General features: G+C 48.2%; 25 protein-coding genes. 6 read left to right on the top strand and 19 right to left on the bottom strand.

Annotation, left to right across the window (positions count from 1 at the left end; genetic code table 11):
- Nucleotides 1-29: 29 nt before the first annotated feature.
- Nucleotides 30-1,679, bottom strand: a complete 1,650-nt coding sequence (locus FO446_RS02000) for an AraC family transcriptional regulator (RefSeq protein WP_237899815.1) — start codon at nt 1,677-1,679, stop codon at nt 30-32.
- A 283-nt stretch (nt 1,680-1,962) separates the two neighbouring features.
- Between FO446_RS02000 and FO446_RS01995 the strand changes: the two genes are divergently transcribed.
- The gene (locus FO446_RS01995; protein ID WP_221867410.1) at nt 1,963-2,976 is read left to right on the top strand and encodes an ATP-binding protein; all 1,014 of its coding nucleotides are present in this window, start codon (nt 1,963-1,965) and stop codon (nt 2,974-2,976) included.
- Nucleotides 2,977-3,258: 282 nt separating this feature from the next.
- Here the strand turns inward: FO446_RS01995 and FO446_RS01990 are convergent, their stop codons facing one another.
- From FO446_RS01990 to FO446_RS01980, 3 genes are all read right to left on the bottom strand, one after another.
- On the bottom strand, nt 3,259-3,774 hold the full coding sequence (locus FO446_RS01990) for a DinB family protein (RefSeq protein ID WP_221867433.1): 516 nt from the start codon (nt 3,772-3,774) through the stop codon (nt 3,259-3,261).
- 84 nt (nt 3,775-3,858) lie between these two features.
- Nucleotides 3,859-4,824: a helix-turn-helix transcriptional regulator gene (locus FO446_RS01985; RefSeq protein WP_221867411.1), complete on the bottom strand. Its 966-nt coding sequence runs from the start codon at nt 4,822-4,824 to the stop codon at nt 3,859-3,861.
- 69 nt (nt 4,825-4,893) lie between these two features.
- A complete protein-coding gene (locus tag FO446_RS01980) occupies nt 4,894-5,544 on the bottom strand; it encodes a polysaccharide deacetylase family protein (RefSeq protein ID WP_237899814.1) in 651 nt (216 codons plus the stop codon).
- Between the two features lie 281 nt (nt 5,545-5,825).
- Between FO446_RS01980 and FO446_RS28905 the strand changes: the two genes are divergently transcribed.
- Nucleotides 5,826-7,829, top strand: a complete 2,004-nt coding sequence (locus FO446_RS28905) for an ABC transporter ATP-binding protein (protein ID WP_330873236.1) — start codon at nt 5,826-5,828, stop codon at nt 7,827-7,829.
- Between the two features lie 56 nt (nt 7,830-7,885).
- Here the strand turns inward: FO446_RS28905 and FO446_RS01965 are convergent, their stop codons facing one another.
- On the bottom strand, nt 7,886-10,117 hold the full coding sequence (locus tag FO446_RS01965) for a heavy metal translocating P-type ATPase (protein ID WP_237899813.1): 2,232 nt from the start codon (nt 10,115-10,117) through the stop codon (nt 7,886-7,888).
- 189 nt (nt 10,118-10,306) lie between these two features.
- Nucleotides 10,307-10,603, bottom strand: a complete 297-nt coding sequence (locus tag FO446_RS01960; RefSeq protein ID WP_173612409.1) for a hypothetical protein — start codon at nt 10,601-10,603, stop codon at nt 10,307-10,309.
- A 142-nt stretch (nt 10,604-10,745) separates the two neighbouring features.
- Between FO446_RS01960 and FO446_RS01955 the strand changes: the two genes are divergently transcribed.
- Nucleotides 10,746-11,120 (top strand): ArsR/SmtB family transcription factor, encoded by a 375-nt coding sequence (locus tag FO446_RS01955; RefSeq protein ID WP_035290894.1) that lies wholly within the window; start codon nt 10,746-10,748, stop codon nt 11,118-11,120.
- A gap of 42 nt (nt 11,121-11,162) precedes the next feature.
- Here FO446_RS01955 and FO446_RS01950 read toward each other — a convergent pair whose 3' ends face one another.
- The 10 genes from FO446_RS01950 to FO446_RS01905 all read right to left on the bottom strand — a co-directional run bounded on the left by FO446_RS01950 (nt 11,163) and on the right by FO446_RS01905 (nt 19,531).
- Entirely contained in the window at nt 11,163-11,603 is a 441-nt protein-coding gene (locus FO446_RS01950; protein ID WP_237899811.1) for a hypothetical protein, read from the bottom strand.
- A gap of 26 nt (nt 11,604-11,629) precedes the next feature.
- Entirely contained in the window at nt 11,630-13,039 is a 1,410-nt protein-coding gene (locus FO446_RS01945; RefSeq protein WP_237899809.1) for a sensor histidine kinase, read from the bottom strand.
- Complete coding sequence (locus FO446_RS01940) at nt 13,036-13,716, bottom strand: response regulator transcription factor (RefSeq protein ID WP_237899807.1); 681 nt, start codon at nt 13,714-13,716, stop codon at nt 13,036-13,038. Before FO446_RS01940 ends, FO446_RS01945 begins: the two co-directional genes overlap by 4 nt.
- A gap of 287 nt (nt 13,717-14,003) precedes the next feature.
- Nucleotides 14,004-14,621, bottom strand: a complete 618-nt coding sequence (locus tag FO446_RS01935; RefSeq protein ID WP_237899805.1) for an alpha/beta hydrolase — start codon at nt 14,619-14,621, stop codon at nt 14,004-14,006.
- Nucleotides 14,618-15,568, bottom strand: coding sequence for a ring-cleaving dioxygenase (locus FO446_RS01930; protein WP_173612414.1), 951 nt, complete (start codon nt 15,566-15,568; stop codon nt 14,618-14,620). Before FO446_RS01930 ends, FO446_RS01935 begins: the two co-directional genes overlap by 4 nt.
- 23 nt (nt 15,569-15,591) lie before the next feature.
- Entirely contained in the window at nt 15,592-16,230 is a 639-nt protein-coding gene (locus FO446_RS01925) for a nitroreductase family protein (protein ID WP_087349231.1), read from the bottom strand.
- Between the two features lie 211 nt (nt 16,231-16,441).
- Nucleotides 16,442-16,945, bottom strand: coding sequence for a DinB family protein (locus FO446_RS01920; RefSeq protein ID WP_173612415.1), 504 nt, complete (start codon nt 16,943-16,945; stop codon nt 16,442-16,444).
- Nucleotides 16,946-17,211: 266 nt separating this feature from the next.
- A complete protein-coding gene (locus FO446_RS01915; protein WP_173612416.1) occupies nt 17,212-17,691 on the bottom strand; it encodes a GNAT family N-acetyltransferase in 480 nt (159 codons plus the stop codon).
- Between the two features lie 103 nt (nt 17,692-17,794).
- Nucleotides 17,795-18,889, bottom strand: coding sequence for a threonine aldolase family protein (locus tag FO446_RS01910; RefSeq protein ID WP_237899803.1), 1,095 nt, complete (start codon nt 18,887-18,889; stop codon nt 17,795-17,797).
- Nucleotides 18,890-18,961: 72 nt separating this feature from the next.
- The gene (locus FO446_RS01905) at nt 18,962-19,531 is read right to left on the bottom strand and encodes a bifunctional transcriptional activator/DNA repair enzyme AdaA (RefSeq protein WP_173612418.1); all 570 of its coding nucleotides are present in this window, start codon (nt 19,529-19,531) and stop codon (nt 18,962-18,964) included.
- Between the two features lie 165 nt (nt 19,532-19,696).
- On the opposite strand from FO446_RS01905, the gene FO446_RS01900 reads away from it, so the two are divergent.
- The 3 genes from FO446_RS01900 to FO446_RS01890 all read left to right on the top strand — a co-directional run bounded on the left by FO446_RS01900 (nt 19,697) and on the right by FO446_RS01890 (nt 22,153).
- Nucleotides 19,697-20,629: a DNA-3-methyladenine glycosylase 2 gene (locus FO446_RS01900; protein WP_232774523.1), complete on the top strand. Its 933-nt coding sequence runs from the start codon at nt 19,697-19,699 to the stop codon at nt 20,627-20,629.
- 19 nt (nt 20,630-20,648) lie between these two features.
- Entirely contained in the window at nt 20,649-21,767 is a 1,119-nt protein-coding gene (locus tag FO446_RS01895; protein ID WP_173612420.1) for a deoxyribonuclease IV, read from the top strand.
- 86 nt (nt 21,768-21,853) lie between these two features.
- On the top strand, nt 21,854-22,153 hold the full coding sequence (locus tag FO446_RS01890) for an Ada metal-binding domain-containing protein (protein ID WP_173612421.1): 300 nt from the start codon (nt 21,854-21,856) through the stop codon (nt 22,151-22,153).
- Here FO446_RS01890 and FO446_RS01885 read toward each other — a convergent pair.
- The 3 genes from FO446_RS01885 to FO446_RS01875 all read right to left on the bottom strand — a co-directional run bounded on the left by FO446_RS01885 (nt 22,150) and on the right by FO446_RS01875 (nt 24,277).
- On the bottom strand, nt 22,150-22,551 hold the full coding sequence (locus FO446_RS01885; RefSeq protein ID WP_173612422.1) for a hypothetical protein: 402 nt from the start codon (nt 22,549-22,551) through the stop codon (nt 22,150-22,152). The two genes, FO446_RS01890 and FO446_RS01885, sit on opposite strands and share 4 nt — an antisense overlap.
- A gap of 5 nt (nt 22,552-22,556) precedes the next feature.
- A complete protein-coding gene (locus FO446_RS01880; protein ID WP_237899802.1) occupies nt 22,557-23,336 on the bottom strand; it encodes a cyclase family protein in 780 nt (259 codons plus the stop codon).
- Between the two features lie 137 nt (nt 23,337-23,473).
- Nucleotides 23,474-24,277: a MerR family transcriptional regulator gene (locus FO446_RS01875; RefSeq protein WP_237899800.1), complete on the bottom strand. Its 804-nt coding sequence runs from the start codon at nt 24,275-24,277 to the stop codon at nt 23,474-23,476.
- Nucleotides 24,278-24,350 lie beyond the last annotated feature (73 nt).

The raw sequence follows: 24,350 nt of genomic DNA, 5'->3' as shown, positions 1-24,350 counted from the left end.
TCCTGCCCGACCATGGACGAAATCCAGAATCAACATGGACGATCTCCTGAAAATAATCGCACACTCTCTTCCACGATCCGTTCATGAGCCGTTGCCGAGTATTCTCGCCAAGGGTCTGACATAATGACATGCGCCCGATTGTTGCGGACTGCTTTGATCTCTTGCCATGGTCCCGATTCTTTCAAGGCCTGGAAGCATGCCAACGTTTCAGCCTCTTGGCAAACCAACAGCAGCAAGCGATCTGGCGCGAGTGCAACCAATTCTTGTACAGTCACAAGCTGGTCGTATTCATTCAGCTTCGAAACAAAAGCGGGTTTGACTTGCAGATCCTGATAAAACACTTCATTCATACTGCGATTGCAGTGGACATAGAGCTGGTTTTTCAAAATCCGCACGATGAGCACCATTTCATCGCCTAGAGCGTGTTGAAGCTGTACCCTGGCTCGCTTCACCTTTTTCTCATACTCGCAAAGCCAATGATGGGCTTCCATGGACTCACCCAAGAAGTCTGCCATAAGCTGAAGTTGTTCTTTCCATCCCCGCTCTTCAAAGGGTACGTACAACGTGGGCGCAATCTCGTTCAGTTGCTTCTGTTCCTGCAAACTCGTCTCGTCCAAGCCAATGATGACGTCCGGCTTGGCATCGCGAAGCATTTCGATGTTGGCTTTCCAATTCTGATTGATTCGAAACGCACTCAAATGTACCGGGATATCGTTTCGATAGCTGTGATGATAGTAAGCCGTCCATTTCGGGTGCAGTGGCGCCGCGTAAGGGATCATTTTTAAAGCCAGCAAATGCCCGATGATGGTCGAGCCGTACGCCGCAATTTTTCGTTGGCGGCTTTTCATATAGAGAGTCGGTGAAACTCCGACAGCTTTCTTGAATTTTCGACTAAAGTAAAACTCGTCGTTGTAGCCCACTTGATGAGCGATATCGCGCAGCTTGGCATGCGACTGAACCATCATCTGCTTCGCCCGGCTGATGCGAAGCTCTGCCAAATAATCCATAGCGGAGATGCCATACGTTTTTTTGAACAGATCGACGAAATATTTTGGACTCACATCTGCAATGCGAGCCAGCTGTTCAATCGTCACATTTTCCGAGTAATGCTCTTCCATATGTGCGCGTGCTCGCTCCAGCGCCATTCCAGAATCGGTGGCCGAAAAGTGAGCATGCTTGACGATGTGGTACCATAGCTCTTGAAAAGTGTGTTGGCCTCGGAATCGCTCGAGCGCCGTCTCCTGCTTCCATAGATTCTGGATCAAATCACAATAAACAGGCAGTTGCCCTGCCGATTGGACAGAGATCTCTCCCCGAAAAGGAAACAAATCCTTTTCCCGAAGGGCTTGGAATCGCCGATGCCTGTCTCGCGTTTCCATAAAAACATCAAAACGAAGCATGTACATCTCCAAATGATCAGCCGAATCAGGGACGATGCCAAACGTAAGCATAGGAGGGCATACGTAAATTGCGTCCTGCCGCAATTGGTACTCCTCGTTCTCCAGCCGCAGGCGCCCTCGCCCCCCGGTTACTACCAGCAAAATATGCGAATGAGTGAATTGTTGGCGTAGTCGGTCATGTCCCTGTGCTTTGAGCCATGTAATGTCACGCAGCTTAAAAATGGCTTCTGCCATGGTATTCTCTGTGAATTGTTGAACCAAGGCTTGTGTTTCGTTCATGTTCTCACCTCTGCCCGATCCTCTATGTAAAATTGATAATCATTCTCATTATTATCAATAGAGAAAGTATATCAAAAGTGACGCTTGCTTCCTATCAGGAATATTTGATCGAATTGAACTGATAACTTGAACGTGGTATGGTACGTACCAATAGAAAGGGAACCGACGGGAGGGAGTGTCAGTGGGATGCAAGGTTTTTCGTCGTGGATGGCGAAAAGGCTTTGCGAATTTACAACAATTTATCAACTGAAACCATTCAATATTACGGAGTGAAAATGAAGATATGAAACGATATGTTCTCCCTTTTGTCTCTAGCCTCGTCGCGATTACTTTTGTGACAGGGTGCACCTCTGCCTCTGATCAACTGACAATAAAAGACCCTGCTCCACCTGCAACGGAAAACACAGGGAAGTCTCCTGCTGATGCAACAAAAGGCGAAAAGCCAGCGGATGATTTGCTCAAGCAGTTCACCGTACTTGCTTCGCAAGCCAAGGAAGCGAATGAGCTAACTGCCTTTTTAGACCAGTATCTGGCGAAAACGGACACGAAAACTGCCGATCAATTATTTTTTGAACTTGATCAGTACTATGAAAAACATCTGCCTACGATAAACGATAACTTCAAGGCACTCCTCGCCCAGCCGGGAAAAGCGGATAAGCTGTATGCCTTGCAGTACCCTTACGATTTCAACAAGCTAGAAGGCGATGACAGCTTCAAGCAATGGCTCCTCAGTCAAACTAAGGGCGGACTCGTCTTAAAGGCGACGAAAGACATGTCTTTTTATTGGCAAGTGGATTACCAAGCACTGCAAAAATATGCCGCTTCACTCGGTGAAGAAGGAAAGGACTACTTATCCATTCAAGAAACAGAAACGGGTAAACCGTATTTAGGTGACGGCGGGTTGCAAATCACCCGGGCCGAGCTCGGACCTAGAATGGTTGAAGTCGAAGAGTATTTGGTCAACTACCGCAGTAGCCCACGTGCAGTGAAGCTCCGTACGCTCTATATCGACTATCTCAAAACATATTTGTCTGATTACCGTTACGATGCCATTGACGAAGCAACCATGAAGCTACTCCCGGCCGTCAAGGAAGAGTATCAGAACTTTGCCAAGAAATATGAGGCTACGAAAACAGGACAGATCGTCAAGGATTACTTGAGCGAGGTCGCTAAAAACAAGGACGTGGTCTTTGAACCCGGCAAGCCTAATGAAAGTATCGTCGGAGAACTAAAGCCGAACCTTAGTCAGTTCTTGAATGGGCTCGAGGTGCGGATTGCTCGGACGATGAATCCTTAAAAGCAAACAGTTTGCGTGGCTGTAGTGGAGGAGAGGGAACAGGAGAAAACGACTCAGCTTCTAGGACCACCCGCTGGGGGATTGACTGGCCGACTCCATGCAAAAAGCGAAACCGCGTCCAAAGTGGTCCCCTCAAGATGTATTTCAGAGGTGGACGCTTAAGGGCGTGTTTCGCTTTTTGCATTGCGTCTCGGTCGGTGTCCCTAAGATCTTCGCTGTTTTCTCCTGTTCCCTCTTGCAAGCTGCTTGTTTTTTTCGTTAGTTGATGGAAAGAAAAAACCTCTATTGTTCTACCGCGGAAGTCTCAAATAAATAAAAAATGTAATCGGAGGAAGCTCCCGCGTGACCCATTTGTCTGAGCATGGCGGAGATATTGCCTCGATGATAGGTGCCGTGGTTGGCGACATGCTGGACTATGTCGGCATAACGAGCATGAACCGTGCCTAATGCCGGGTGCGTATATGGCGCGGTGTCTTCCATCGAGATTTGCCCAAAGAAGTCTCTGAACTGCTGGGCTGATTCGGCAAACAGTTTTCGCAACTCATGTACGTTCTTCCCTTTTAATTCCTGCAAGAGAACCCCAACTTTTGGTCCCACCTCTTCGTAGCTCTCTCCTTTCATGGCTAACAGCCAAACATAATCCGTTTTGAGCATGTGTACCAACGTCTGAGTGATGGTCGGAAACACACTCGGAACCTCCCGCTCACTTATTTCTTCTGGTACCTCTTGCAGCCGCTCGAATACTTTTTCGTTTGCCCATACATGATATTCGTACAAACGCAATGCTTCATGCTTCATCATTAATCTGCCTCCATTTTCTTTTTCCATCTCTTCTTTGCTTTCAATATAAATCAACTCTACTGACAAAAATGGTCAGTGATATCACGTCGACTGATAAAAAAGAAATAAATCGGCAGCGATGGCAGCCAATCGCTCTTTTACAAAAGCTGGTTCTTCAACTTGAATGGATTTTCCATATGGCAAAAGATAATGAGGAAGGATCGAATGGGCCATTTGCTCATCTACTTGAAAGATCACCTGTGCCTCGCTGCGTTCAATCACGGTATGTCCGAGATACCAATGCCTGCACAAATCAGCGAGTGACTGTGACCTTCCTTTGACCTTGATCAAAACGGTGTTGCCCTGCTTGTCTGCTTCCGGCAGTAAATTCGAGAGAAAAAAATGGCGCGCAGAAAATTCAGGAGGGCGTTGAAAGCTAGCTTCTGTCCGTTGGATCTCATGAATACGATCTGCACGAAAGCTGCGAATGGTACTTCGGAGATGGCAATAGGCAACGATATACCAATTTCCCTTCCAATAAACGAGCCCGTATGGATCGATATGACGCCTCTGTCTCGTTGTCTGGTAGGCTTTCTGATACACCATCGAAAGGGTGTATCCATTGGCAACAGACAGCTCCAGTTCTTGTAGGGTAGATTCGAGAGAAGGATCAACAGGAGGCTGAATCACCTCGAAGCCGATACTATGTCGGTCAATCGCGTCACGCTGCTCTTCATTTGTGTAACGTTTTAGCTTGGAAATGGCCCGGTGTAAATCTGCTCCGAAAGGATAACCAGCCTCTTGGGCAAAAGCCGCTGCATGAATCAAGGCTTTTTGCTCGTTGAGGTCGAAAAACAACGGAGCTTCATTGAAATGCTGAAGTAAACTGTAGCCACCATTGTGTCCGGCATCCGAAATGATGGGTACACCGCTCGCACACAGTGAGTCGATATAGCGATAAACGGTGCGAATATTGATCTCGAGAATCTCTGCCAATTGCTTGGCTGTCATTCGCTTGCCGGTCTTCAACAGCCACAAAATGGAGAGCATATTATCAGATTTGGACATGTACGGATTCGCTCCCCTAAAAGAAATCTTCTGATTCTACTTATTACCACAGATTTTAATCCTTTTCCTCTATCTGTCCCTTCTCCTTTTCACGACAGGGTCGGTTCTTTCTCGATAAGCTGCCAGTTGAAACATGACGGAAATGGTTGAGAAGGTATATTTCTGCTCACTTAACACCTCAATGACATAGGGCAAGGCGTCCATACTCCCCTTGAGCGTGTCTTTTGTACCGCCAGCGGAATGTTGAAGCACGACTGCGCCCGGGGTGACATGTCCCAGGATGTTCCTCGCGACCTGTGGGCCGGTGAGACCTTTCCAATCCCAACTATCTATATCCCACAAAATGATTTCGTATTCGCTCGCCGCAAGCAGCTGGATGACCTCCTCATTCACTGCTCCATATGGCGGCCGTACCGTCCGAGGTCTCACACCCACTACCCTTTCGATCTGATCTGAGGTACGTTCTACCTGCTCATGAACAGCCCAGAGGGGGATTTTCGTAAAGTCAGGGTGATCCCAGCTATGGTTTCCTACCATGTGTCCTTCCTTTACGATCCGCTCCAGCATTTTCGGATTGTACTTCACCATTTGTCCCACACAGAAGAAAGTGGCCTTTAGCTGATAGTGGGCTAATATGTCTAACACACGAGGCGTCCACATCTGATCCGGTCCATCATCAAAAGTGAGTGCGATTTCCTTGGGCTCATTGAGCTTGTTCACAAGCGTTACCCTCCTTTAAGCCAGTATTCTGTGCTTTGATGCATAGTATGACTGGGCTATCATTTGGTAACGCTAAAAAAACCTCTATTCTGGGCTTTTGGCAAAATTGAAGAAGATTCTGCATGAGTATGCAACGTAGAAAAAAATTTTTTAACAACGGTTAATGAATATAGTATAATGATGATAATGATTTTCATTTTCGCAAAAATTCCTACTAGAGAGATTGTTAGATATACATGGAGGGTTATTCACGACAAAGCATGCTCGAAAGGGATGATGATATGGGAAAAGTGTTAGAAGTAAAAGATTTGCATGTGTCATTCGATACGTATGCAGGTGAAGTCAAAGCAGTACGGGGCGTCTCCTTTGATCTGGAAAAAGGAGAAACACTGGCGATTGTTGGTGAATCTGGTTCCGGTAAATCCGTCACCTCCCAAGCACTTATGCGCCTCATTCCTTCTCCTCCTGGACGCATTCCAAAAGGACAAGTTCTTTTTGAAGGAAGAGATTTGGTTACGCTTTCCGAAAAAGAAATGCAGGATGTTCGCGGTCGCGATATCTCGATGATCTTCCAAGACCCGATGACTTCCTTGAATCCGACGATGACTATCGGGAACCAAATCATGGAGAGCTTCATCAAGCACCAAAAGCTGAACCGTGCAGAAGCGCGCACCCGTGCTATTGAGCTGTTGGAAATGGTAGGGATTCCATTTGCCAAAGAACGTGTCGATCAATACCCGCACCAGTTTTCCGGTGGGATGCGTCAACGGATTGTCATTGCCATCGCACTCGCCTGCAATCCAAAAATTATCATCGCCGATGAGCCGACAACTGCTCTGGACGTATCGATTCAGGCGCAGATTTTGGAGTTGCTGAAGGAACTGCAAAAGAAGATGGGTACCTCGATCATCTTTATTACCCACGACCTCGGTGTAGTTGCTAACATGGCAGACCGTGTAGCGGTTATGTATGCAGGTAAAATTGTGGAAATCGGTAAAGTCGATGAAATTTTCTACGATCCTAAGCACCCGTATACATGGGGTCTATTAGGCTCCATGCCTAGCCTCGATTCCAGCGATGACGAGCTGATGTCCATTCCTGGATCACCGCCCGACATGTTCAAGCCACCTGTAGGGGATGCTTTCGCGGCTCGTAACCCATTTGCGTTGAAGGTCGATCTGGAATATGAGCCACCGATGTTCAAAATCTCCGATACGCACTATGCGGCAACATGGCTCCTGCATGAAATGGCACCTGACATCAAACCGCCTGCTTCGGCTGTGAGACGAAAAGTCAATTCTGATGAGCCGACCGAGACTCCAGCAAGCACCAAAAAAACGTTCAACTACGAGAACCGAGAGAAGCTGGTTGAAGTCAAAGATTTGAAACAGCATTTTGACCTCGGGAATGGTCATACGCTGAAAGCTGTAGATGGTATCACCTTTGACATCTACAAAGGGGAAATCTTCGGTCTTGTGGGTGAATCCGGTTGCGGTAAGTCGACCACAGGACGAACCATCCTGCGCCTGTACGATGCAACTGGCGGAGAGGTCTTGTTCAATGGACAAAGTGTACACGGAAAGAAAACACTCGAAGAAAAGAAATGGCTCAACCGCAAAATCCAAATGATTTTCCAAGACCCGTACTCGTCGTTGAATCCACGTCTGACCGTATCCGATATTATTGCAGAAGGTCTGGACATTCATCGTCTGGCGAACAAGGAAGCTCGCATCGCCAAGGTACACGAGCTGTTGGAAACCGTCGGCCTCAACCGCGAGCACGCAAACCGTTACCCGCATGAGTTCAGCGGCGGACAGCGCCAACGGATCGGGATTGCACGGGCATTGGCTGTTGATCCGGAATTCATCATTGCCGATGAACCGATCTCTGCCCTCGACGTGTCCATTCAGGCACAAGTCATTAACCTGCTCAAGCGCCTGCAAAAAGAAAAAGGCCTGACCTATCTGTTCATCGCCCATGACCTGTCCATGGTTAAATACATCAGTGACCGCATCGGTGTTATGTACCGGGGACGTATTGTGGAGCTGGCAGAAAGTAATTGTCTGTACGAGAATCCGATTCATCCGTACACCAAATCGTTGCTCTCGGCAATTCCATTGCCAGACCCTGATTATGAGCGCAACCGTAAGCGGATCGTTTTCGATGATCAGGAATATTTGCGTGATCAAGGGGAAGAACGCGTCTTGCGTGAAGTTGAGCGCGGTCACTTTGTCGCTTGCACCCAGAAAGAATTCGAAAGATACGGCGGCGGTGTCTTGGTGTAAAAAACCATGCACAAAAGAAAAGGGAGAGAGCTTTGACAGCTCATCTCCCTTTTTATTTAGTCCTTCATACGCAACAGTCTCATGCTGTTTAAGATGACCAGCAAGGCGGCTCCCGTGTCACTGAGCACCGCCAGCCACAAGGTGAGATATCCTGGGAATATCAGCACGAGTGCAACCAGCTTTACGATGATCGAAAACCAGATGTTTTGCTTGATAATCGTGAGTGCTTTTCTGCTGATCTTCATCGTGTGTGGCAGCTTTTCGAGATTGTCAGCCATCAGTACGATATCCGCGGTTTCCATTGCCGTATCAGTACCTGCTCCACCCATGGCAATCCCAAGGTCAGCTGATGCGAGAGCAGGTGCATCATTGATTCCGTCCCCCACCATGGCGACGACCTTGCCTTCTTGCTGGAGTCGTTTGACCGCTTCTACCTTATCTTGTGGCAACAGCTCTGCAAAATAACGATTGACGCCTGTCTGACTCGCTACTTTTTTCGCCGTACCCGTATTGTCGCCGGTCAGCATCACGATGTCTTCGATTCCCGCGGCCTTGAGCTTGCCAATGGCACTAACCGTAATCTCACGAATGGTGTCAGCAACGGCAATCATCCCGATCAATTTCGTTGCGGTACCGATAACTACTAGCGTATGTCCTTCACTTTGCAACGACTCGATTTTCGTTTGCCATGACGACAGATCGATTCCCAGCTCTTGAAACAGGGCGGGCTTCCCTGCATAGAATGTTTCGGTTCCGATGGCAGCGCTTGCCCCTTTTCCGACGATCGCCTTGAAATCTTGCCCACTCCGGGAAGCAACCTGCTTTTGTTTGGCATAGGTGAGAATCGCTTGCGCAATCGGATGGGAAGAACGCTCTTCAATCGTTCTGGCGATCGACACTACTTCGTCCTCGCTTCCCTCCATCTCGATAACTGCTGCAACCTGTGGTTTTCCTTCCGTCAATGTGCCCGTTTTATCGAAAGCAATTGCGGTAATCGCTCCCGCCTTTTCCAAAAACGTACCGCCCTTGATCAGGACGCCGTTTCTCGCGGCATTTCCAATCGCGGACACAATCGCAACTGGCGTGGAAATGACCAGAGCGCACGGGCAAGCAACAACCAGCAGCTCAAGCCCTCTGTAAAACCATTCCCCCCAGGTACCGAGTCCGAGTAATGGCGGGAATACGATTACGAACAAAGCAAGCACGAGCACGATTGGCGTGTAGATCGCAGCGAATTTGTCGACGAACGCCTGAGTAGGCGCTTTTTTCTCCTGCGCTTCCTCCACGAGATGAATGATTCTGGCAATCGCCGTATCCTCCACCAGCTTGGTTACCCTGATCTCCACCGCGCCACTTTCGTTGACACTCCCTGCAAAAACACTGTCGCCGACTAGCTTATCGACTGGAATCGATTCACCTGTAATCGGGGCCTGATTGACGCTCGATGTCCCGTGTACAATCACACCATCTAGCGGGATTTTCTCTCCAGGCTTCACTACGATGACTTGACCGACAGCGATGTCCTCAACCGGCTTGCGGGTAAGAGACTCCCCAACCTTGACCCATGCTTCAGGCGGAGCCAAATCCATCAGATTGCGTATAGAGTCACGCGTTTTTTCAATCGACTTGGTCTGCAGCAAGTTTCCAATGGAAAAGAGCCAGACGACTGTTGCGCCCTCCAGCCACTCACCGATTAAGGCTGCTCCTACTGCCGCAACAGACATCAATACGTTCATATCCAGTGAACCGCTTTTGATCGCGTAAAAAGCACTGCGCGCAGGTCGGTAGCCGCCACTTATGATCGACAACGCATAGAGCACAGTGACGACCAATGGAGATATGCTAGGCGATAAGGAACCTAGAAAACCGAGTGCCAACAACACACCGGAAATCGTCGTCAGAACCGTCCCTGCTTGATCCGTTTTCGGTACTGCTTTGGCTGTACGCCTCGTAAGCAGCATGGCGCTGTAGCCAGCCTTGGCGACTTCCTTGACCACTGCATCTTCTCCCAGCCCATCCGCGACGAGCTGCATTTTACCCGTGGAAAAGTTCACGTTTACCTCTTTGACAGCAGGCAACGTCTGCATATGCTTTTCCAGCGATTTGGCGCACGAACTGCAATCCATGCCTATAACGCGATAAACAACAGCCTGTGAAGAAAGAATGCCTGCGCTTTCTGTTGCCGCAGCCGCAGGCTCGAGAACCGTGAGAATTTTACCAGCATGCTTATGCTCACTGCCGCATTGAGGCCCACTGCAACACTCATCTTTTTTTCGTTCTTCTGCCATCTGTTTTCACCTTTTTCCAAGCATCTATTTTGCCCAGCTTCGAATGAAATCATCCACAAACATTCAAACAAATATTTAATTATTATATTATCGTATCCTTCTGGTTCGTTCAAGAATTGATTTGAATATTTCGCCCATTTTTTTACAGACCGAGAATAAAGAACAAGACCCCTATTACTAGGAGTCTTGTTACTTGGTACGGGCTTCTACTGGTGCTGGAGTGGTCTGCCAACGCTCCCCACAGTCCAGACATTTGCACTTGATTACTTTACGCTTTTCTAAGGCAAGACGAACGGCAAACAGGATAAAGGCACCGGACAGTCCGAGGAACAAAAAGATGACAGGAGTCCCTTTCACCGAAATGCCGATCAAGGCGAGCACTGCCAAAACCGCTGCATAAATGGTTATGTATAATGGCTTATTAATCGATTCCGTCAAATCGATTTTCGCTGAACGGCACTTCGGGCACTTTGGTTGTGCACTCATGGTATTCTCTCCCCATTTCTTGGATCATGTTCATCTTACACGAAAACAGAGAGGTACACTACACTGCCATGAAAATGTCGTTTTTCCTTTTCACTTTCTCTGTGAATGTCTATAATAATAGGACATTGTAGAGCATGAGGTGATGGTTACAGTGGATGACATCTGTGAAATCCAATGTTTTGATGAGGAAAAAGTAAATCGGTTAAAGCCGTTCGCCACAGAATCAGAAGGGGTAGCAAAAATCTTCAAGGCGTTGGCCGATGACACCCGCGCCAAAATCATTCACATCCTCTCGATGGAAGACGAGCTCTGTGTCTGCGATGTGGCTGCTATTATCGGAAGCTCGATCGCTAACACCTCCCATCATCTGCGGCTTCTGCGCAACATGGGACTGGCCAAGTACCGCAAAGAAGGAAAACTCGTATTTTACTCGTTGGATGATGACCATGTACGCCATCTCATATCTGCGGGGATTGAACACGCCAAAGAACAGAAAACGATTGTCCGAGCTACCTGATTGCTCGGGCTTTTTTGTTACTCCGGCATTTTAAACATTTGATTAACCATGGCGGTTTATACTCGTTTTCCGGGTAAACCGCTGCCTGATCGCCTCTATTCCCACAAATATAAGGAAGTAACATATCGAAGCGAACACAAACACTGTTGCCTGCGGATAAAACAATGCAGCTTGCGGATCAACACTTATTAGCCATTGAAAAAGTACAGGAGCATAGCCGATGACAGTATATCCGGCGCAACGCACTGCGTATTTTTTCCACCCGATTACGTGCGATCGATTCACTAGCCAGTCCACGAATACCGACAGCCATACGAAGACAATCAGGTTCATTGCCATGCTGATGAGCACGCCCAGCAAATACTCTTGTCCAAACCCGTACGGCGCGCTAGGGTCACGATAAAGGTAGATGATCAACGCAGCATACAGACCGGTAAAGAGAGGGGATATAACTGCGGCGAGGAGACGCATGCCGATATTCATGGAAATCACTCCCTTGCATCGTTTCGTTAAGATTCGTTTGTCGTTCGCGCAGTAGGATGTTCACCCGTTGGTAGACTGACCGTGACCGTTGTCCCTTCGCCTATACGGCTTTGAATGTGAATGCTGCCTTTTGCGACCTGCAAAATTTTTTGCACGATAGAAAGACCGAGCCCGCTTCCCGTCGCTTCCCGATTGCGTGACTTGTCTCCTTTGTAAAAGCGGTCAAAGACATGCTCCTGCTCTTCTTCTGACATGCCGATCCCCGTATCCCGGATGGTCACGACGATTCGCGTATCCTTCTGTATCGCAATGTAAATAGAGCCAGCCGTTGGGGTGAATTTGATACTGTTCGCAAGCAGGTTCATCCATACTTGATTAAGTAGCTGCTTGTCACCAACGATGAAGGTCTCCGGTAAGGTCAGCTCCATCGCGAGCTTTTTTTGTTGCCACTGCTGCTGCAAAACTAAGAGGACTTGCCTGATCTGCTCATCCAGACGAAAACGGGTCGGTTCGTACAGCCCGGTCTCTTTGTCCAGGGAAGCGAGCGTCAACAGCTGCTTGCTCAAGGAAGACAGACGTCTGCTCTCCTCTTCGATGATCGTCAGGTACATCTCCCGCTGTTCGCTTGTCACACCACCGCTGCGGATGGCTTGAGAAAAGCCTTGGATCGATGTCAATGGAGACTGGATTTCATGAGAGACATTGGAGACAAACTCTTGGCGCATCTCGTCCAGTTGTTTGAGTGACTCTGTCATTCTCGCAAAATGCGTGGCCAAATCGCCGATTTCATCCCGGCGAGCGATGTCCAAGTGTATATCATACTGCCCTTCTGCCAGCTTTTTGGTCGCACGGCTTAGCTTCTCGATCGGCTTCACCAAATAACGGGTAAATACCAAAATCAGGATCAGGCTAAGGACAAACATCGCTGCCAGCAGCAAAGCAAACATAATGTGCACCTCGCCAAACTGCTGCTCAATATTTGGCCGTACAAACAGGGCGTACTTTTTCCCTTCTGCTATAAGCGGCAAGCCAATGCTGTTTGTCAACGTGTTTTCGAAAAATCCGGTCACAAACAAGCCGTGCTGTTCTTCTGTAATTCCTCTGTAGGTCTCACCCGCCAATACTTTTTGAACGATGGCAGGCTCTATCTGCTGGTCTCGAAAAGGTGCTCCGAACTGGCTTACTCCGCCATTCTCATCCACGAGATGCAACTGAAAATTCAAATTGCCGACATGGGTCATAAAGGCGGTCAGGTCGAGCGAGGATTTATGCTCGTACAAATCGATTATCTGCTGTCCGATACTCGTGATTTTTTGTTCATTATAAGCACGCAGGTTTCGTTGATAATACTCATTTGCCAACAAAAATCCAAGTGTGCCGCTGATCAGTACAATGGCGACGAAGGTAAAAACAACCCGAACGTAGAGAGATTTCACGTGCCTCGCACCTCCAGCTTGTAGCCTAAACCACGAACGGTAGAAATGACAAAGTCATTGGTTTTCTCCGTAAATTTCTCTCGCAGCCGCTTAATATGCACATCGATGGTACGACTATCGCTCTCCGTATCACTCCCCCACACGAGCTCCAACAGTTGATCCCGGGTAAAGATCCGATCAGGAAAACTGGCAAGCTGGGCAAGCAGTTCAAATTCCTTTAATGGTAAATGAATCAACTCTTCTTTCACCTTCACAACATGGCTGATACGATCGATGACAGTATCGTTTATGACAATGATTTGTTTGCTGACCATCTGATAACGACGCAGCAAGGCCTTGATGCGGTACAACAATTCGGTAGGCTCAAATGGCTTGGTCAAATAATCATCCGTCCCCGCCAAAAAACCTTTTTCCTTATCCCGCACCTCTCCCTTTGCCGTTAGCATGATGACAGGGAGGTCGTAAAATTCCCGGATCTCCCGGCATAGCTCCCAGCCGTTTTTGCCTGGCATCATCACATCCACGATGGCGAGCTGGACAGACTCTTGCTCTAACAGCTGCGAAGCCTCATTTCCATCCACACAAGCCAAGACGTTGTATCCCTCTTTTGCTAAGTAAAACCGCAATAGCTCACGTACGTGTGGATCGTCATCTGCAATCAGAATCGTCAGTTTCATCTAGCTGGCCTCCTTGTTACTCGCCCTCTGGTTCTCCTGCTTCATTATTTTGAATGATACTCACTTGTTTATCCTCCTGCAAATCGTCACTGGCTTGCGCCTATCTACGCGAATCAATCGTAAAGAAGCAATATGAACAAGAGATGAACGAATACGGCTGGCTCTTGAAGACCCCTTACACATTTGATTAAATCTGAGGAAAACCTGCTCTTTTCCCGGAAAAACAACTGTTTGCACACACAAAAAACGGCAGACACTTAGGTCCGCCGCTCTTGTTACTCATTCGATTACTTGCGAAACTCCTCTGTAAACCACGCGGCCGAAGCCTCTACTTCCTTCACCGTTAGCTGATGACCATATGAATCCCAATGCACAGTCACGTCAGCACCTGCTTCTGTCAGTAATTGGTTCAGCTCCTCCGTCTCTTGTGCAGTACAGATCGGATCATTCGTACCCGCTCCGATGAACACTGGAATGGCTGACATATCAGGCAGAGCGATCCCACGGCGTGGAACCATTGGGTGGAAAAGAATCGCCCCTTTTAGCGGAGTCGGGTAATGGAACAGGAGACTACCTGCGATATTCGCCCCGTTCGAATAACCGACTGCCACGATATTGTCTCGCTCAATCTGATACGTAACCGCCGCCTGATCCAAAAACTCATGCAGCTCCTGCGTGCGGTTGACCAAATCCTCTTCGTCGAAAACACCCTCTGCTAAGCGTCGGAAAAATCGCGGCATGCCGTTTTCGAGAACATTCCCACGGACACTCAGAACAGAAGCGCCTGGATAAATGCGATTGGCCAGTGGCAAGAGGTCGTTTTCATCTCCGCCTGTTCCATGAAGCAACAACAGCGTTGGTGCTTTTGAATCGGTTCCTTTTCGAAAAATGTGCTTCAAATTCATGATTTATCTTCCTCCAACACTCTGACTGTAATCGGCGGCAAACCTTGCTCAATCTGGGCACGACGTGGTTCATACCACTCGGGGAGCATCAGTTTTTCACCCAGTGCCTCAAATGGCTCATCTCGTTCAAATCCTGGAGGATCTGTTGCAATCTCAAACAAAATCTCGCCTGGCTCGCGGAAGTAGATGGCGTTGAAGTATTGACGGTCGATAATATCCGTCGGATGGAGTCCGGATTGAGCCGCACGCTGCTGCCACAGTTGGTGATCCTGATCATCTACGGCACGCCATGCGATATGGTGGATTGTACCTGCGCCACCTACTCCTCTTGGTATCGGCTCGGCATTCACGTCAATGACATTGCCCAAATCGCCGTGAGCCTTGAAACGGACAAGGCCGTTTTCTTCGCCGACTCTGGTCAGTCCCATCAGTCTCTCGAGAACATCCATAGTGTGGGCTGGAGCCATGCTGTACAAGATCGCTCCGCCGAAGCCTTTGATCGCCTTATCAGCTGGCACCCCGCCAAAGGACCATTTGCTCGCTGGACCGCCTTCACGTTCCACGATCTCCAGCTGTAAGCCGTCTCTGTCTGTAAATTGCAGATACGTTTCATTAAAACGCTCCACGCGGCGGTACTCGATTCCGAATTTTTTCAGTCGATCCTCCCAGAAGGAAAACGCCCCCACCGGAATCAAGAAGGTTGTATAGCCAACCTGCCCACCGCCAACGCGTCCGCGGCGACCAGTTTCCCACGGGAAAAAGGTGATTGCAGTACCTGGACTGCCGACCTCATTCCCGAAATACAGATGATATACATCTGGTGCATCGAAGTTGATCGTTTTTTTCACCATGCGCAATCCGAGAAACCCTGCATAAAAATCAACGTTATTTTGGGCGCTTGTTACAAAAGCTGTGATATGGTGAATTCCTGCTGTTTGCTGTGTCATTTTGAATTGCCTCCTCAAATTTATTATTTACTTGCTTGGAATGTGTTGTAGCTTACGAACTCTCCAACGGGCTTGCGGTACCCTCTGACACGCTGGCTGGATGTATCTTCTTTTCCAATCGTGATCATCAAAGCTGGCACAAAGCTGTCCGGAACCTTCGCTATTTCTTGCACCGCTGCCGGGTCGAATCCGATCATCGGGCACGTATCCCAGCCTTTATCCTTTGCAGCGAGCATGAACAACATTGCGGACAAATTGGCATTGCGGATCGCTTCATCACGCTTGAACTGCTCTCCTCCAGCCTCGTGCATTGCTCTGACAGAAGAATTGTTGTGGTCGTACTCGCGTTGATCCATGACTCCTAAATGAAGAAGGCCTTCATTAATGCGCTCTACGCTTTGGTACGCTTCCTTGTCACCAAATACAAGCACAACTGCCGAAGCGGTCTTTACCTTATACTGTCTATATGCCGCTTCATATACACGCTCTTTGGCTTCTGGATCGATGACAACTACATAATGGGCATGCTGCAAATTGAATGCTGATGGCGCGAATTTGACCAGCGACATGATTTCATCGATCTCAGCAGGTGTTATCGTTACGTCCGTTAGAAACTTGTTTGCAGATCTTCTGTTTTTTACAAGGGTGGTGAATTCACTCATGGGACTTCCTCCTCGATTTTTTCTATCTCATTCATTTTTGATATCTCAAATTAAAGATAATGGGTTTAAAAATGTTCCTGCTTGGGGAAGTAGGATGACGATGTTACGAAAATTAAATATCTTGAATTTAAGATAATTATAGGACGTGAATTGTCCCTTGTCAACAGCCTAAAGCCAGAAGAATGAAATCTCTTCCAGCCCAAGACTCTTTTCAGTTGGCGTACCAGTAAAGTGCATAATCGGTCATGACAGAAGGATACCCCATTTGGCGCAGCATCGCCGTTATATTTCCACGATGATACGTTCCATGATTGACCACTTGCATGATGATTTCTGCCAAGCTCGTATCTCGCACTCTCGTGTACGGATTATCAAGGACAATGCGTCGCTCCAAATCTTCATCTTGGCTGAGAAAAGCTCTGAATTGCTCGACCAGTTCGGCATACAACTGCTCAACTTCCTCCAAGCTTTTTCCCGTTAATTCCTTTTCCTTCTGCCATGCCTCATTCAATGCCGCTTGCATGTCCATCCCTTGCAATATGCGAATCCAGCCTTCGTCCACCATATAAATATGCTCCATCACTTTTGCTACTGTCGGGAAAACGCTTTGGACCTCCTGCTCGTAAACACCTTCCGGAAGCTCCTTTAAGCGATTGATTAACGTTTGATTCGCCCACGCGTGAAAGTCGTACATGTTTTTGGCATAGTGTGTCATGATAAAGCCCCCTCTTTGGTTCTTCGATAGCTCTATCATAGACCGGCTTCCCTGACAAATACGGTCAGTGATGCTTTCCGCTCCAGCCAAACTCTCATTTTTTCTAATGAAAACAGTTGTTCCATGTGGTGGACTCCTGGAGGAAACGATTCTTCATAGAGCGATTTTGCTACGGTAGTCGCTACCATTGCGGTCATGATGGACTGATCACGCCCAAAAAGCAGACACTCTACTGTCGCCTCTTCAGTTCCTCGTTTCCCGTGCTTCTACCTTGATGACAAAGCGAGATGAAAAATCAGCTCCTCGCCAAACTCACCCGCAAATCTCCATCCTTGATCGACTAGACCAGCCTTTTTATACAGTTGGATCGCTGGCGTATTCGTATGATGCACCGTCAACACGATTTCATCTCGCTCCGGGTAATGCACTCGTGCGATGTCAGCCAACTCATGGAATACTCGCAAGGCGTAGCCCTTCTTTTGATAGCGGGAATCAATCGAAAATGATTTGAAAATAATAGCCTCGCCATTTGGTGTGTAGGGATTGCCTGTGTGTGGTGTGAATAAGGCAAAGCAGCCGATTAGATGGCCTTGGTCGAAAACCACATAGGGCATAGATCCACGATCGTTTTGAGATGCTTCAATCACATCGACTGGCATAGATGTGTAGATCGCTTGTTCTTGCGGTAAATCGTAAGCCATGATCGAAGGGTAGTCGCTTTTTTCGTACGGTCTGATAATGAACATCTTGGTTCCTTTCTCTTCTTACGGAAAAATTCGCGACAGCCCGGTATGAATCTGTAAGCACCAGACTGCCACCGCCCCGAAGTTGATTCGTTTACTCGGCTTTTTATTTCTGCTCCCCTAATTTCTGATTCAGCTTTTCGAATGCCAATGCCAGCTCTTCCTTCGGGATCATCGCATACCGATCGCCAATACTTACCTCATAGGAGCTAGTCGATTCGTCGTCCTCTCTTACATAATGCGTGAAACCAATTCCTGTCTCTTCACTAAGAGAGACCATGATACGCTCAAGCTCTTCTTTCGGCAATTCTGCATGCACATGAAACATGTTGGATACAGGCACGGCTGGTCTCGTGGATATCCCCTGGCATTGGTTGTACCATGCTGCCAGTTCCTTTGCGTGCTCGTAATATTGACCGAATTTATGCTTTCTCTGCTCAAAATGGTATTCTGCCGTGACAATATACGGGTACAAACTAATCAGGTCCCCGCCATGGCGTCTTTTCCATACCTTCGATTGCTTCGTGAAATCTTCATCCCCAGCCAGGATCGCTCCGGCAATTCCGCCTATCCCTTTGTAAAAGGAAACGTACACGCTATCGAACAACGCGCATACCTCATCGGCTGTCTTCTCGTAAAACGGCAGGATTTCCATAAGCCGGGCGCCATCCAGATGCAGCCGAATTCCTTTTTCCCGACAATAACGGGAGATCGCCTCCAAATCCTCATACGTGGGTAGCTGTCCGCCAATCTCCCGCTGTGGCAATTCCAGCAACAGGCACGCGATATCGTCGTCCATGCCGAGAACATCGCCCAGTTCAATCACTCTGTCTTTATCCGCCAGCAAGACAGCCTCGATCTGATGCAGCTCCTTGAGCCCATCCTCCTCGTGAATCTCCAAGTGGCAGAGCGGATGATAGGCGACCTTTTTGATTCCCTTCTCATCGCACCAGATGCGTAACGCGATTTGTTGGGCCATCGTACCGCTGGGAAAGAATACGGCAGACTCTTTGCCCAAATATTCGGCCATCTTGCGTTGGAAATTCTCGATGAGTTCGCCTGTTCCGTACATATCACCCTCCATATTCCCGTCCACCCTTGACAGGACCTGCTGCAATTGATGGAGGTCTCTCTTGCTGTGCCCGGCGATTTGATAAGTGGTCTTTTTAAATACTTCTCGCAAGGTTTTCGTATCGTTCATTTTGGCAGGGCTCCTTTTGTTTCTCATCTTCAATGCTCCTTACTTTTTAAGATATCATATTTCACAAGCAGCTTATGTCGTTTGTTTTTTGACGTACAGTTGGCGATATTCACTCGGCGTCTTGCCCGTCATTTTTTTAAACAACGTGATAAAATACGGCGTATTCGGCATCCCTACCAATTGCGCAACATCCGCGATCTGGTTGTTCGAATGAGCCAGCAGCTCTCGTGCCCTTTCTATCCGCTTTTTCTGGATGTACTCCACAGGCGTCATATCCATGAGTCGCTTAAACGTTCGCTGCAAATGAAACGGACTGCCATGGCACATATCAGCTAAATGCTCCAACGTCAGCTTTTCGTTATAATGAGAATCAATGTACTGTGTAATTTGTGCCACCCACTCACGATCAGGCAACCTCTCTCCCGTAGGCTTGCAGCGTTTACATGGGCGAAATTCTTCCCGTAGGGCTTGGTTTGCATTTTGGAAAACCCGCACGTTCTCCCTCTTCGGCGGCTTCGACTTGCACGACGGTCTACAAAAAATCTTCGTCGTTTTTACCGCATAAAAAAATTGATCATCGTAAGACGAATCGTTATGAATAATGGCCTGCCATCGCTCATCGGTTACCCGTTCCTCCAACACATGTCCTCTCCTTTGCCATAGCCGTTATCGAATCGCTTGCTCTTACCGACAGTATACCCCCACGCTACATGATCCGTACTGCTAGAAGATTAAAATAGCAAGATAACGAAATGACAGGATAGCTTTTCTTGTTATAAAACTAGGAGGAAGACAGGAGGTTTTCACATGACAAGCGGTCTATCCCACTCGGCTTGGGTCGATAATAGAAAAGAATTAATCTTGTCCGTACCTACGGAATTCTGTTTTTCGCAAAATCTTCACTACTTGTCCAGAGCATCCAACGAATGCATGTTTCACATTCAAAACGGGCGCCTCTACAAAGCCATCCCGATTGAACAAGATTCACAAGTGGTCGAAATTCACGCAGAAAACGATCAAGGATTGACTGTGCGTTTTCTCAGCCCTTCGCTTCCCACTGAAAAAGTCCGGATGGAGGTTGCCCGCTATGTGCGAGATTGGTTCGATCTAGATCGAGACCTGGTTCCGTTTTATGAGCTTGCCGCAGGGGATGCTCTTCTACAGCAAGCCGTTGAAAAATTTTACGGGCTGCGGACTATGGGCATTCCCGACCTGTTTGAAGCGCTCAGTTGGGGAATCATTGGTCAACAAATTAACCTGACCTATGCGTACACCCTCAAGCGGCGGTTGGTAGAGACATTCGGAAGACGAGTAGATTTCGAAGGACAGACGTATTGGCTTTTTCCCACAGCAGAAACAATCGCCGGATTATCCGTCGCTGATCTGGATGGATTGCGCATGACGACCAAGAAATGCGAGTATTTGATTGACGTCGCACAACTCATCGTTGAAGGGAAACTATCGAAAGAGCTATTATGGGACGGAGGAGATTATCAAACCGCGGAGAAACGTTTGACCCGTATCCGTGGGATTGGACCGTGGACAGCCAACTATGTGCTCATGCGCTGTCTGCGAATGCCCTCTGCTTTTCCCATTGATGATGTCGGCCTGCACAATGCGATCAAATTTTTACTAGGCAAAGAAAAAAAGCCGACAAAAGCAGAAATACGAGAGCTGTCCAAGGCTTGGACGAATTGGGAGTCGTACGCTACTTTTTATTTATGGCGTTTTCTTTATTAATCAAAGGAGGTTCTATCCTATGCTAAAAATAGGTTCGCACGTATCATTCTCCGGTAAAGGACTGCTGAATGCCGCCCAAGAAGCAGCCACCTACGGCTCGAGTACCTTTATGATCTACACGGGTGCACCGCAGAACACCCGCCGCAAACCGATCGAGGACCAATACATTACGGAAGGCAAAGAAGTCATGGCCAAGCAGGGCGTGGATGAGATTGTCGTACATGCCCCGTACATTATCAACTTGGGCTCTTACAAGGACGATACCTATGAACTCGCTGTCCGTTTTCTGCAAGAAGAGATTCGCCGGACCGACTACATTGGCGTCAAAAATATCGTGCTCCACCCTGGCGCCTACACGGATAAGGATGCAGAGTATGGCATCGCCCGGATCGCGGAAGGCTTGAATGAAGTTCTGGCAGGCGTAAAAGACACCGATGTAAAAATCGCGTTGGAGACGATGGCGGGCAAAGGGACGGAAATCGGTCGCAGCTTTGAGGAAATCGCGGCCATCATCGAGAAAGTAGAAGACAACAGCAGGCTGACCGTCTGCATGGATACTTGCCACATTCACGATGCTGGCTATGATATCGTCAACGACTTCGATGGCGTCCTGGACCAGTTTGACCGGACAATCGGCTTGGACCGTCTCGCCGTCGTTCACTTGAATGACAGCAAAAACTTCCGCGGGGCAGGCAAAGACCGCCATGCGCCAATCGGTGCGGGACTCATCGGCTTTGATGCGATGAATTACATCGTGAACCACGAGAAAATCCGCCACCTGCCGCTTGTACTGGAGACACCTTGGATCAGCAAGGAAAAAGGCAACGAGCGTCCGATGTACGAAGCAGAAATCGCCCTCCTGCGCGGGGAAGTGGACAAGCGCTTCGGCGACGAATTCATGGACCATGTGGAGCGCCTCGATTTCTTTTTCCGCAAACAAGATGTCACCAGACGCGAGTATGTGGTTGGGATTTGGGAGTTGCTCAAAAACGACGCGAAGGCAAAGAAAGCGGATGGCCGCGAGCCAATGGAGCGTCTGTACGATATGGTGAAGGAAGCGAGATTGTTCCCGGAGCTCACCGAAGAGCAGATTAACCACCGCTTGACTGCCTACTTCGCGATTCCGAAATTCTCGTAAGGTAAGAACACTTCATGTAGGCTGACTGACTGTGGCTTCCTCCTTTTGGAGCGAAAACGACACATTACCAATAGAGGGGGAGCCATATGCCTACACCGAAAAAGCCAGCACCTCAAGATGCTGACTCTGCCAAAACATACACCCTGCTCGGAGCTGATCGCTCTTTTTATCAGAGTGATTCTCCGGGTACATTGGGGGGCTATCGTCCACGCAAAATATACGGACGACTGGATTGCCCCTCTGCCATCAGAGCCATTACGCGAGGCGGTTATGTGCGCCATCGCGTATTTTTTGCGGATGAAGCTACCGCTATTGCTGCGGGGTATCGACCTTGTGCTGTTTGTTTACGAGAAAAATATTTGTTGTGGAAAGCCCCTCCCCTTTAAGGTTTTAGAATACCTGCGGGGATTCGATAGAGTACATAGTTGCCCGTCCACATTTGTGTCGTAATGACCATCTTCTCTTTTCCCCGTTCAAAGAAGTATCCGGCCCCTTCTTGTTGGATGAAGGTCCAGCCTGTTTCTGTCACCGCTCGTCTCATCGCTTCCGCCGCTGTAGCTTGATTCGCTTGCGGCCCATATCCATACCAATCGACGTTTCCCTCCGTTGTCAATTTGACGATTTTTCCCTTGTTTTCACCCAACAGCTCCGTCACTTCTTTTTTGGACTTGGATTCGAATGGCAATGCAGGATACCCGATCAGAGAAACATTCGCGATCATGATAAAACAAAAGCCCAAGAAGAATAGGAGGAAAAGAACCTTCGCGCTCTGGTTCATGCCCATACGACTTACTCCTCTTCCTCAAAAATCGCGACAGGACGCGCCCATCCCGCGCTCGCTCCTTTCACTTTTACAGGAAACACAGAGACGGTAAACCCGTAGGGTCTCGGCAATTGTTCCAAATTCGCCAGCTTTTCAATCTGGCAATACTCTTTCTCTTTTCCCACATAGTGAGCTGCCCATAAAACACCATCGCGCGGGTTTTGTTTATAATCAGCGGCTTGAACGGAAAACGGGATATCCCATCCCCACCCATCGGTTCCCATGACTTTGATTCCTTGATCGATCAACCAATGTGTCGCTTCGGCGGATACTCCGGCATGTGATTGAAAATAGTGCTCCTCATAGTATCTTTTATCCGCGCCCGTCCTGATCAGGACAATATCGAACGGTTTCAGTTCGTATTCGATTTGTGCGAGCTTCTGTTTTACATCATTCACCGTGATCTCATAGCCAGACGGCTTTTCACTAAAATCAAGCAGAACACCATCTCCGTAGAACCACTCCAACGGCAACTGATCAACCGTTTTCGCCGGCTCTCCCTCAGAAGTAGGCCAGTAATGCCAAGGCGCATCGACATGTGTCCCCGTATGTGTTGTGAGTGTCACCGTTTCACTCGCCCATGCCTTCTGTTCGGGAAAATCCGTTGGTTGCAATCCGAAGTACTGCGCGGCTTGGATAGCCCCTTCTTCATGACTACTGTATTGAATCTCGGGTGGAAACGGTTCTTTTGCCAGATGATCAAGAGGCACACTCAGATCAACGAACCGACGTGCTTTTCTATTCATAGCAGGATTCCCTTCTTTCGCATCTGGAATTTTCTGTATCCTCGATCATTATTACTGTACTACCCGCCTTCCACCAGCGTCAAATGAACACAAGCAAAAAGCCAGTACCTCGTCGTCTATGCGGGTACTGGCCTTTTTCATGGAAATTCTATGGGAATTTGCACTTCTACATACGTATCGCCCCCAAGTGGGGATTGCAGATAGTTTTCTCTGCCTGGCTGATCTTTTTTGATCCGGTATTGATTGCGCTCTATCCATTTTGCCAAGTCAATACAGGCCGTAGAAGGAACGAATGGCTCTACACGTTGGACCAGGGTGGCCATCATCGGCTCCTCTGGCAGCATACGTATTTCCAGCATATCGGATGGCAAGGGAATGTCCTGCTTGAGTACATAGCCGATCTCCAATTCGAATGCCGTCTCGTCTCGCTCCGACTCCTTCCACAAAACGATGGGAGAAAGCATCCTTCTCTGCTGCTTGCCTGCGTGTTGAGACAGCCGCTCGAAAAGCATCGGAATCTCTTCTACCTTACCTTCTGAACGAAACGAGACAACTTTTTGGGCTTCGACTCGTTTAAATACAACCTCTTGTGCTACATACCCCTTTTGCTCGATCGACAACAGACGCTCCTTGATTCGATTCAATCGTGCTTGCTCCTCCTCAAGCAGCTGTTCCATTGCTCTTTCTTTTTGCCTGAATATGCCTTGTAGTTGCTCCGGAGACATCTCTTCATGCAGCAATTGCTGAATTTGTTGCAACGTAAATCCCAAGTCCTTGTACATGAGGATTCGATTCAGCGTAACCAATTGCTCTGCTGCATAAAACCGATAGCCAGTTTCTTTGTCGATATCCGCTGGCTTCAAAATGCCAATTTGATCATAAAAACGAAGCGTCTTTAAGGACACTCTGCTCAATCGGGAAAATTCACTGATCTTAAACATGGAAAAACCCCAATCTATCATTCCCTTGACTTTCCCCTGTACGGGAACGTTTATAGTTGAAAAAAATCATGTT

This window comes from Brevibacillus brevis, assembly GCF_022026395.1.
Classification (GTDB): Bacteria; Bacillota; Bacilli; order Brevibacillales; family Brevibacillaceae; genus Brevibacillus.
The sequence above is the reverse complement of the archived record's forward strand: the minus strand, read 5'-3'. Positions and strand labels throughout refer to the sequence as shown.

What these genes read in the sequence shown, in the direction of transcription:
- FO446_RS01895 (WP_173612420.1), top strand. Translation starts at nt 20,649, where the DNA reads ATGCTAAAAATAGGTTCGCACGTATCATTCTCCGGTAAAGGACTGCTG.
- FO446_RS01935 (WP_237899805.1), bottom strand. Translation starts at nt 14,621, where the DNA reads ATGAATTTGAAGCACATTTTTCGAAAAGGAACCGATTCAAAAGCACCA.
- FO446_RS01910 (WP_237899803.1), bottom strand. Translation starts at nt 18,889, where the DNA reads ATGAACGATACGAAAACCTTGCGAGAAGTATTTAAAAAGACCACTTAT.
- FO446_RS01890 (WP_173612421.1), top strand. Translation starts at nt 21,854, where the DNA reads ATGCCTACACCGAAAAAGCCAGCACCTCAAGATGCTGACTCTGCCAAA.
- FO446_RS01955 (WP_035290894.1), top strand. Translation starts at nt 10,746, where the DNA reads ATGGTTACAGTGGATGACATCTGTGAAATCCAATGTTTTGATGAGGAA.
- FO446_RS02000 (WP_237899815.1), bottom strand. Translation starts at nt 1,679, where the DNA reads ATGAACGAAACACAAGCCTTGGTTCAACAATTCACAGAGAATACCATG.
- FO446_RS01990 (WP_221867433.1), bottom strand. Translation starts at nt 3,774, where the DNA reads ATGAAGCATGAAGCATTGCGTTTGTACGAATATCATGTATGGGCAAAC.
- FO446_RS01960 (WP_173612409.1), bottom strand. Translation starts at nt 10,603, where the DNA reads ATGAGTGCACAACCAAAGTGCCCGAAGTGCCGTTCAGCGAAAATCGAT.
- FO446_RS01985 (WP_221867411.1), bottom strand. Translation starts at nt 4,824, where the DNA reads ATGTCCAAATCTGATAATATGCTCTCCATTTTGTGGCTGTTGAAGACC.
- FO446_RS01925 (WP_087349231.1), bottom strand. Translation starts at nt 16,230, where the DNA reads ATGAGTGAATTCACCACCCTTGTAAAAAACAGAAGATCTGCAAACAAG.
- FO446_RS28905 (WP_330873236.1), top strand. Translation starts at nt 5,826, where the DNA reads ATGGGAAAAGTGTTAGAAGTAAAAGATTTGCATGTGTCATTCGATACG.
- FO446_RS01900 (WP_232774523.1), top strand. Translation starts at nt 19,697, where the DNA reads ATGACAAGCGGTCTATCCCACTCGGCTTGGGTCGATAATAGAAAAGAA.
- FO446_RS01875 (WP_237899800.1), bottom strand. Translation starts at nt 24,277, where the DNA reads ATGTTTAAGATCAGTGAATTTTCCCGATTGAGCAGAGTGTCCTTAAAG.
- FO446_RS01940 (WP_237899807.1), bottom strand. Translation starts at nt 13,716, where the DNA reads ATGAAACTGACGATTCTGATTGCAGATGACGATCCACACGTACGTGAG.
- FO446_RS01995 (WP_221867410.1), top strand. Translation starts at nt 1,963, where the DNA reads ATGAAACGATATGTTCTCCCTTTTGTCTCTAGCCTCGTCGCGATTACT.
- FO446_RS01885 (WP_173612422.1), bottom strand. Translation starts at nt 22,551, where the DNA reads ATGGGCATGAACCAGAGCGCGAAGGTTCTTTTCCTCCTATTCTTCTTG.
- FO446_RS01920 (WP_173612415.1), bottom strand. Translation starts at nt 16,945, where the DNA reads ATGACACACTATGCCAAAAACATGTACGACTTTCACGCGTGGGCGAAT.
- FO446_RS01950 (WP_237899811.1), bottom strand. Translation starts at nt 11,603, where the DNA reads ATGAATATCGGCATGCGTCTCCTCGCCGCAGTTATATCCCCTCTCTTT.
- FO446_RS01880 (WP_237899802.1), bottom strand. Translation starts at nt 23,336, where the DNA reads ATGAATAGAAAAGCACGTCGGTTCGTTGATCTGAGTGTGCCTCTTGAT.
- FO446_RS01915 (WP_173612416.1), bottom strand. Translation starts at nt 17,691, where the DNA reads ATGTTCATTATCAGACCGTACGAAAAAAGCGACTACCCTTCGATCATG.
- FO446_RS01930 (WP_173612414.1), bottom strand. Translation starts at nt 15,568, where the DNA reads ATGACACAGCAAACAGCAGGAATTCACCATATCACAGCTTTTGTAACA.
- FO446_RS01965 (WP_237899813.1), bottom strand. Translation starts at nt 10,117, where the DNA reads ATGGCAGAAGAACGAAAAAAAGATGAGTGTTGCAGTGGGCCTCAATGC.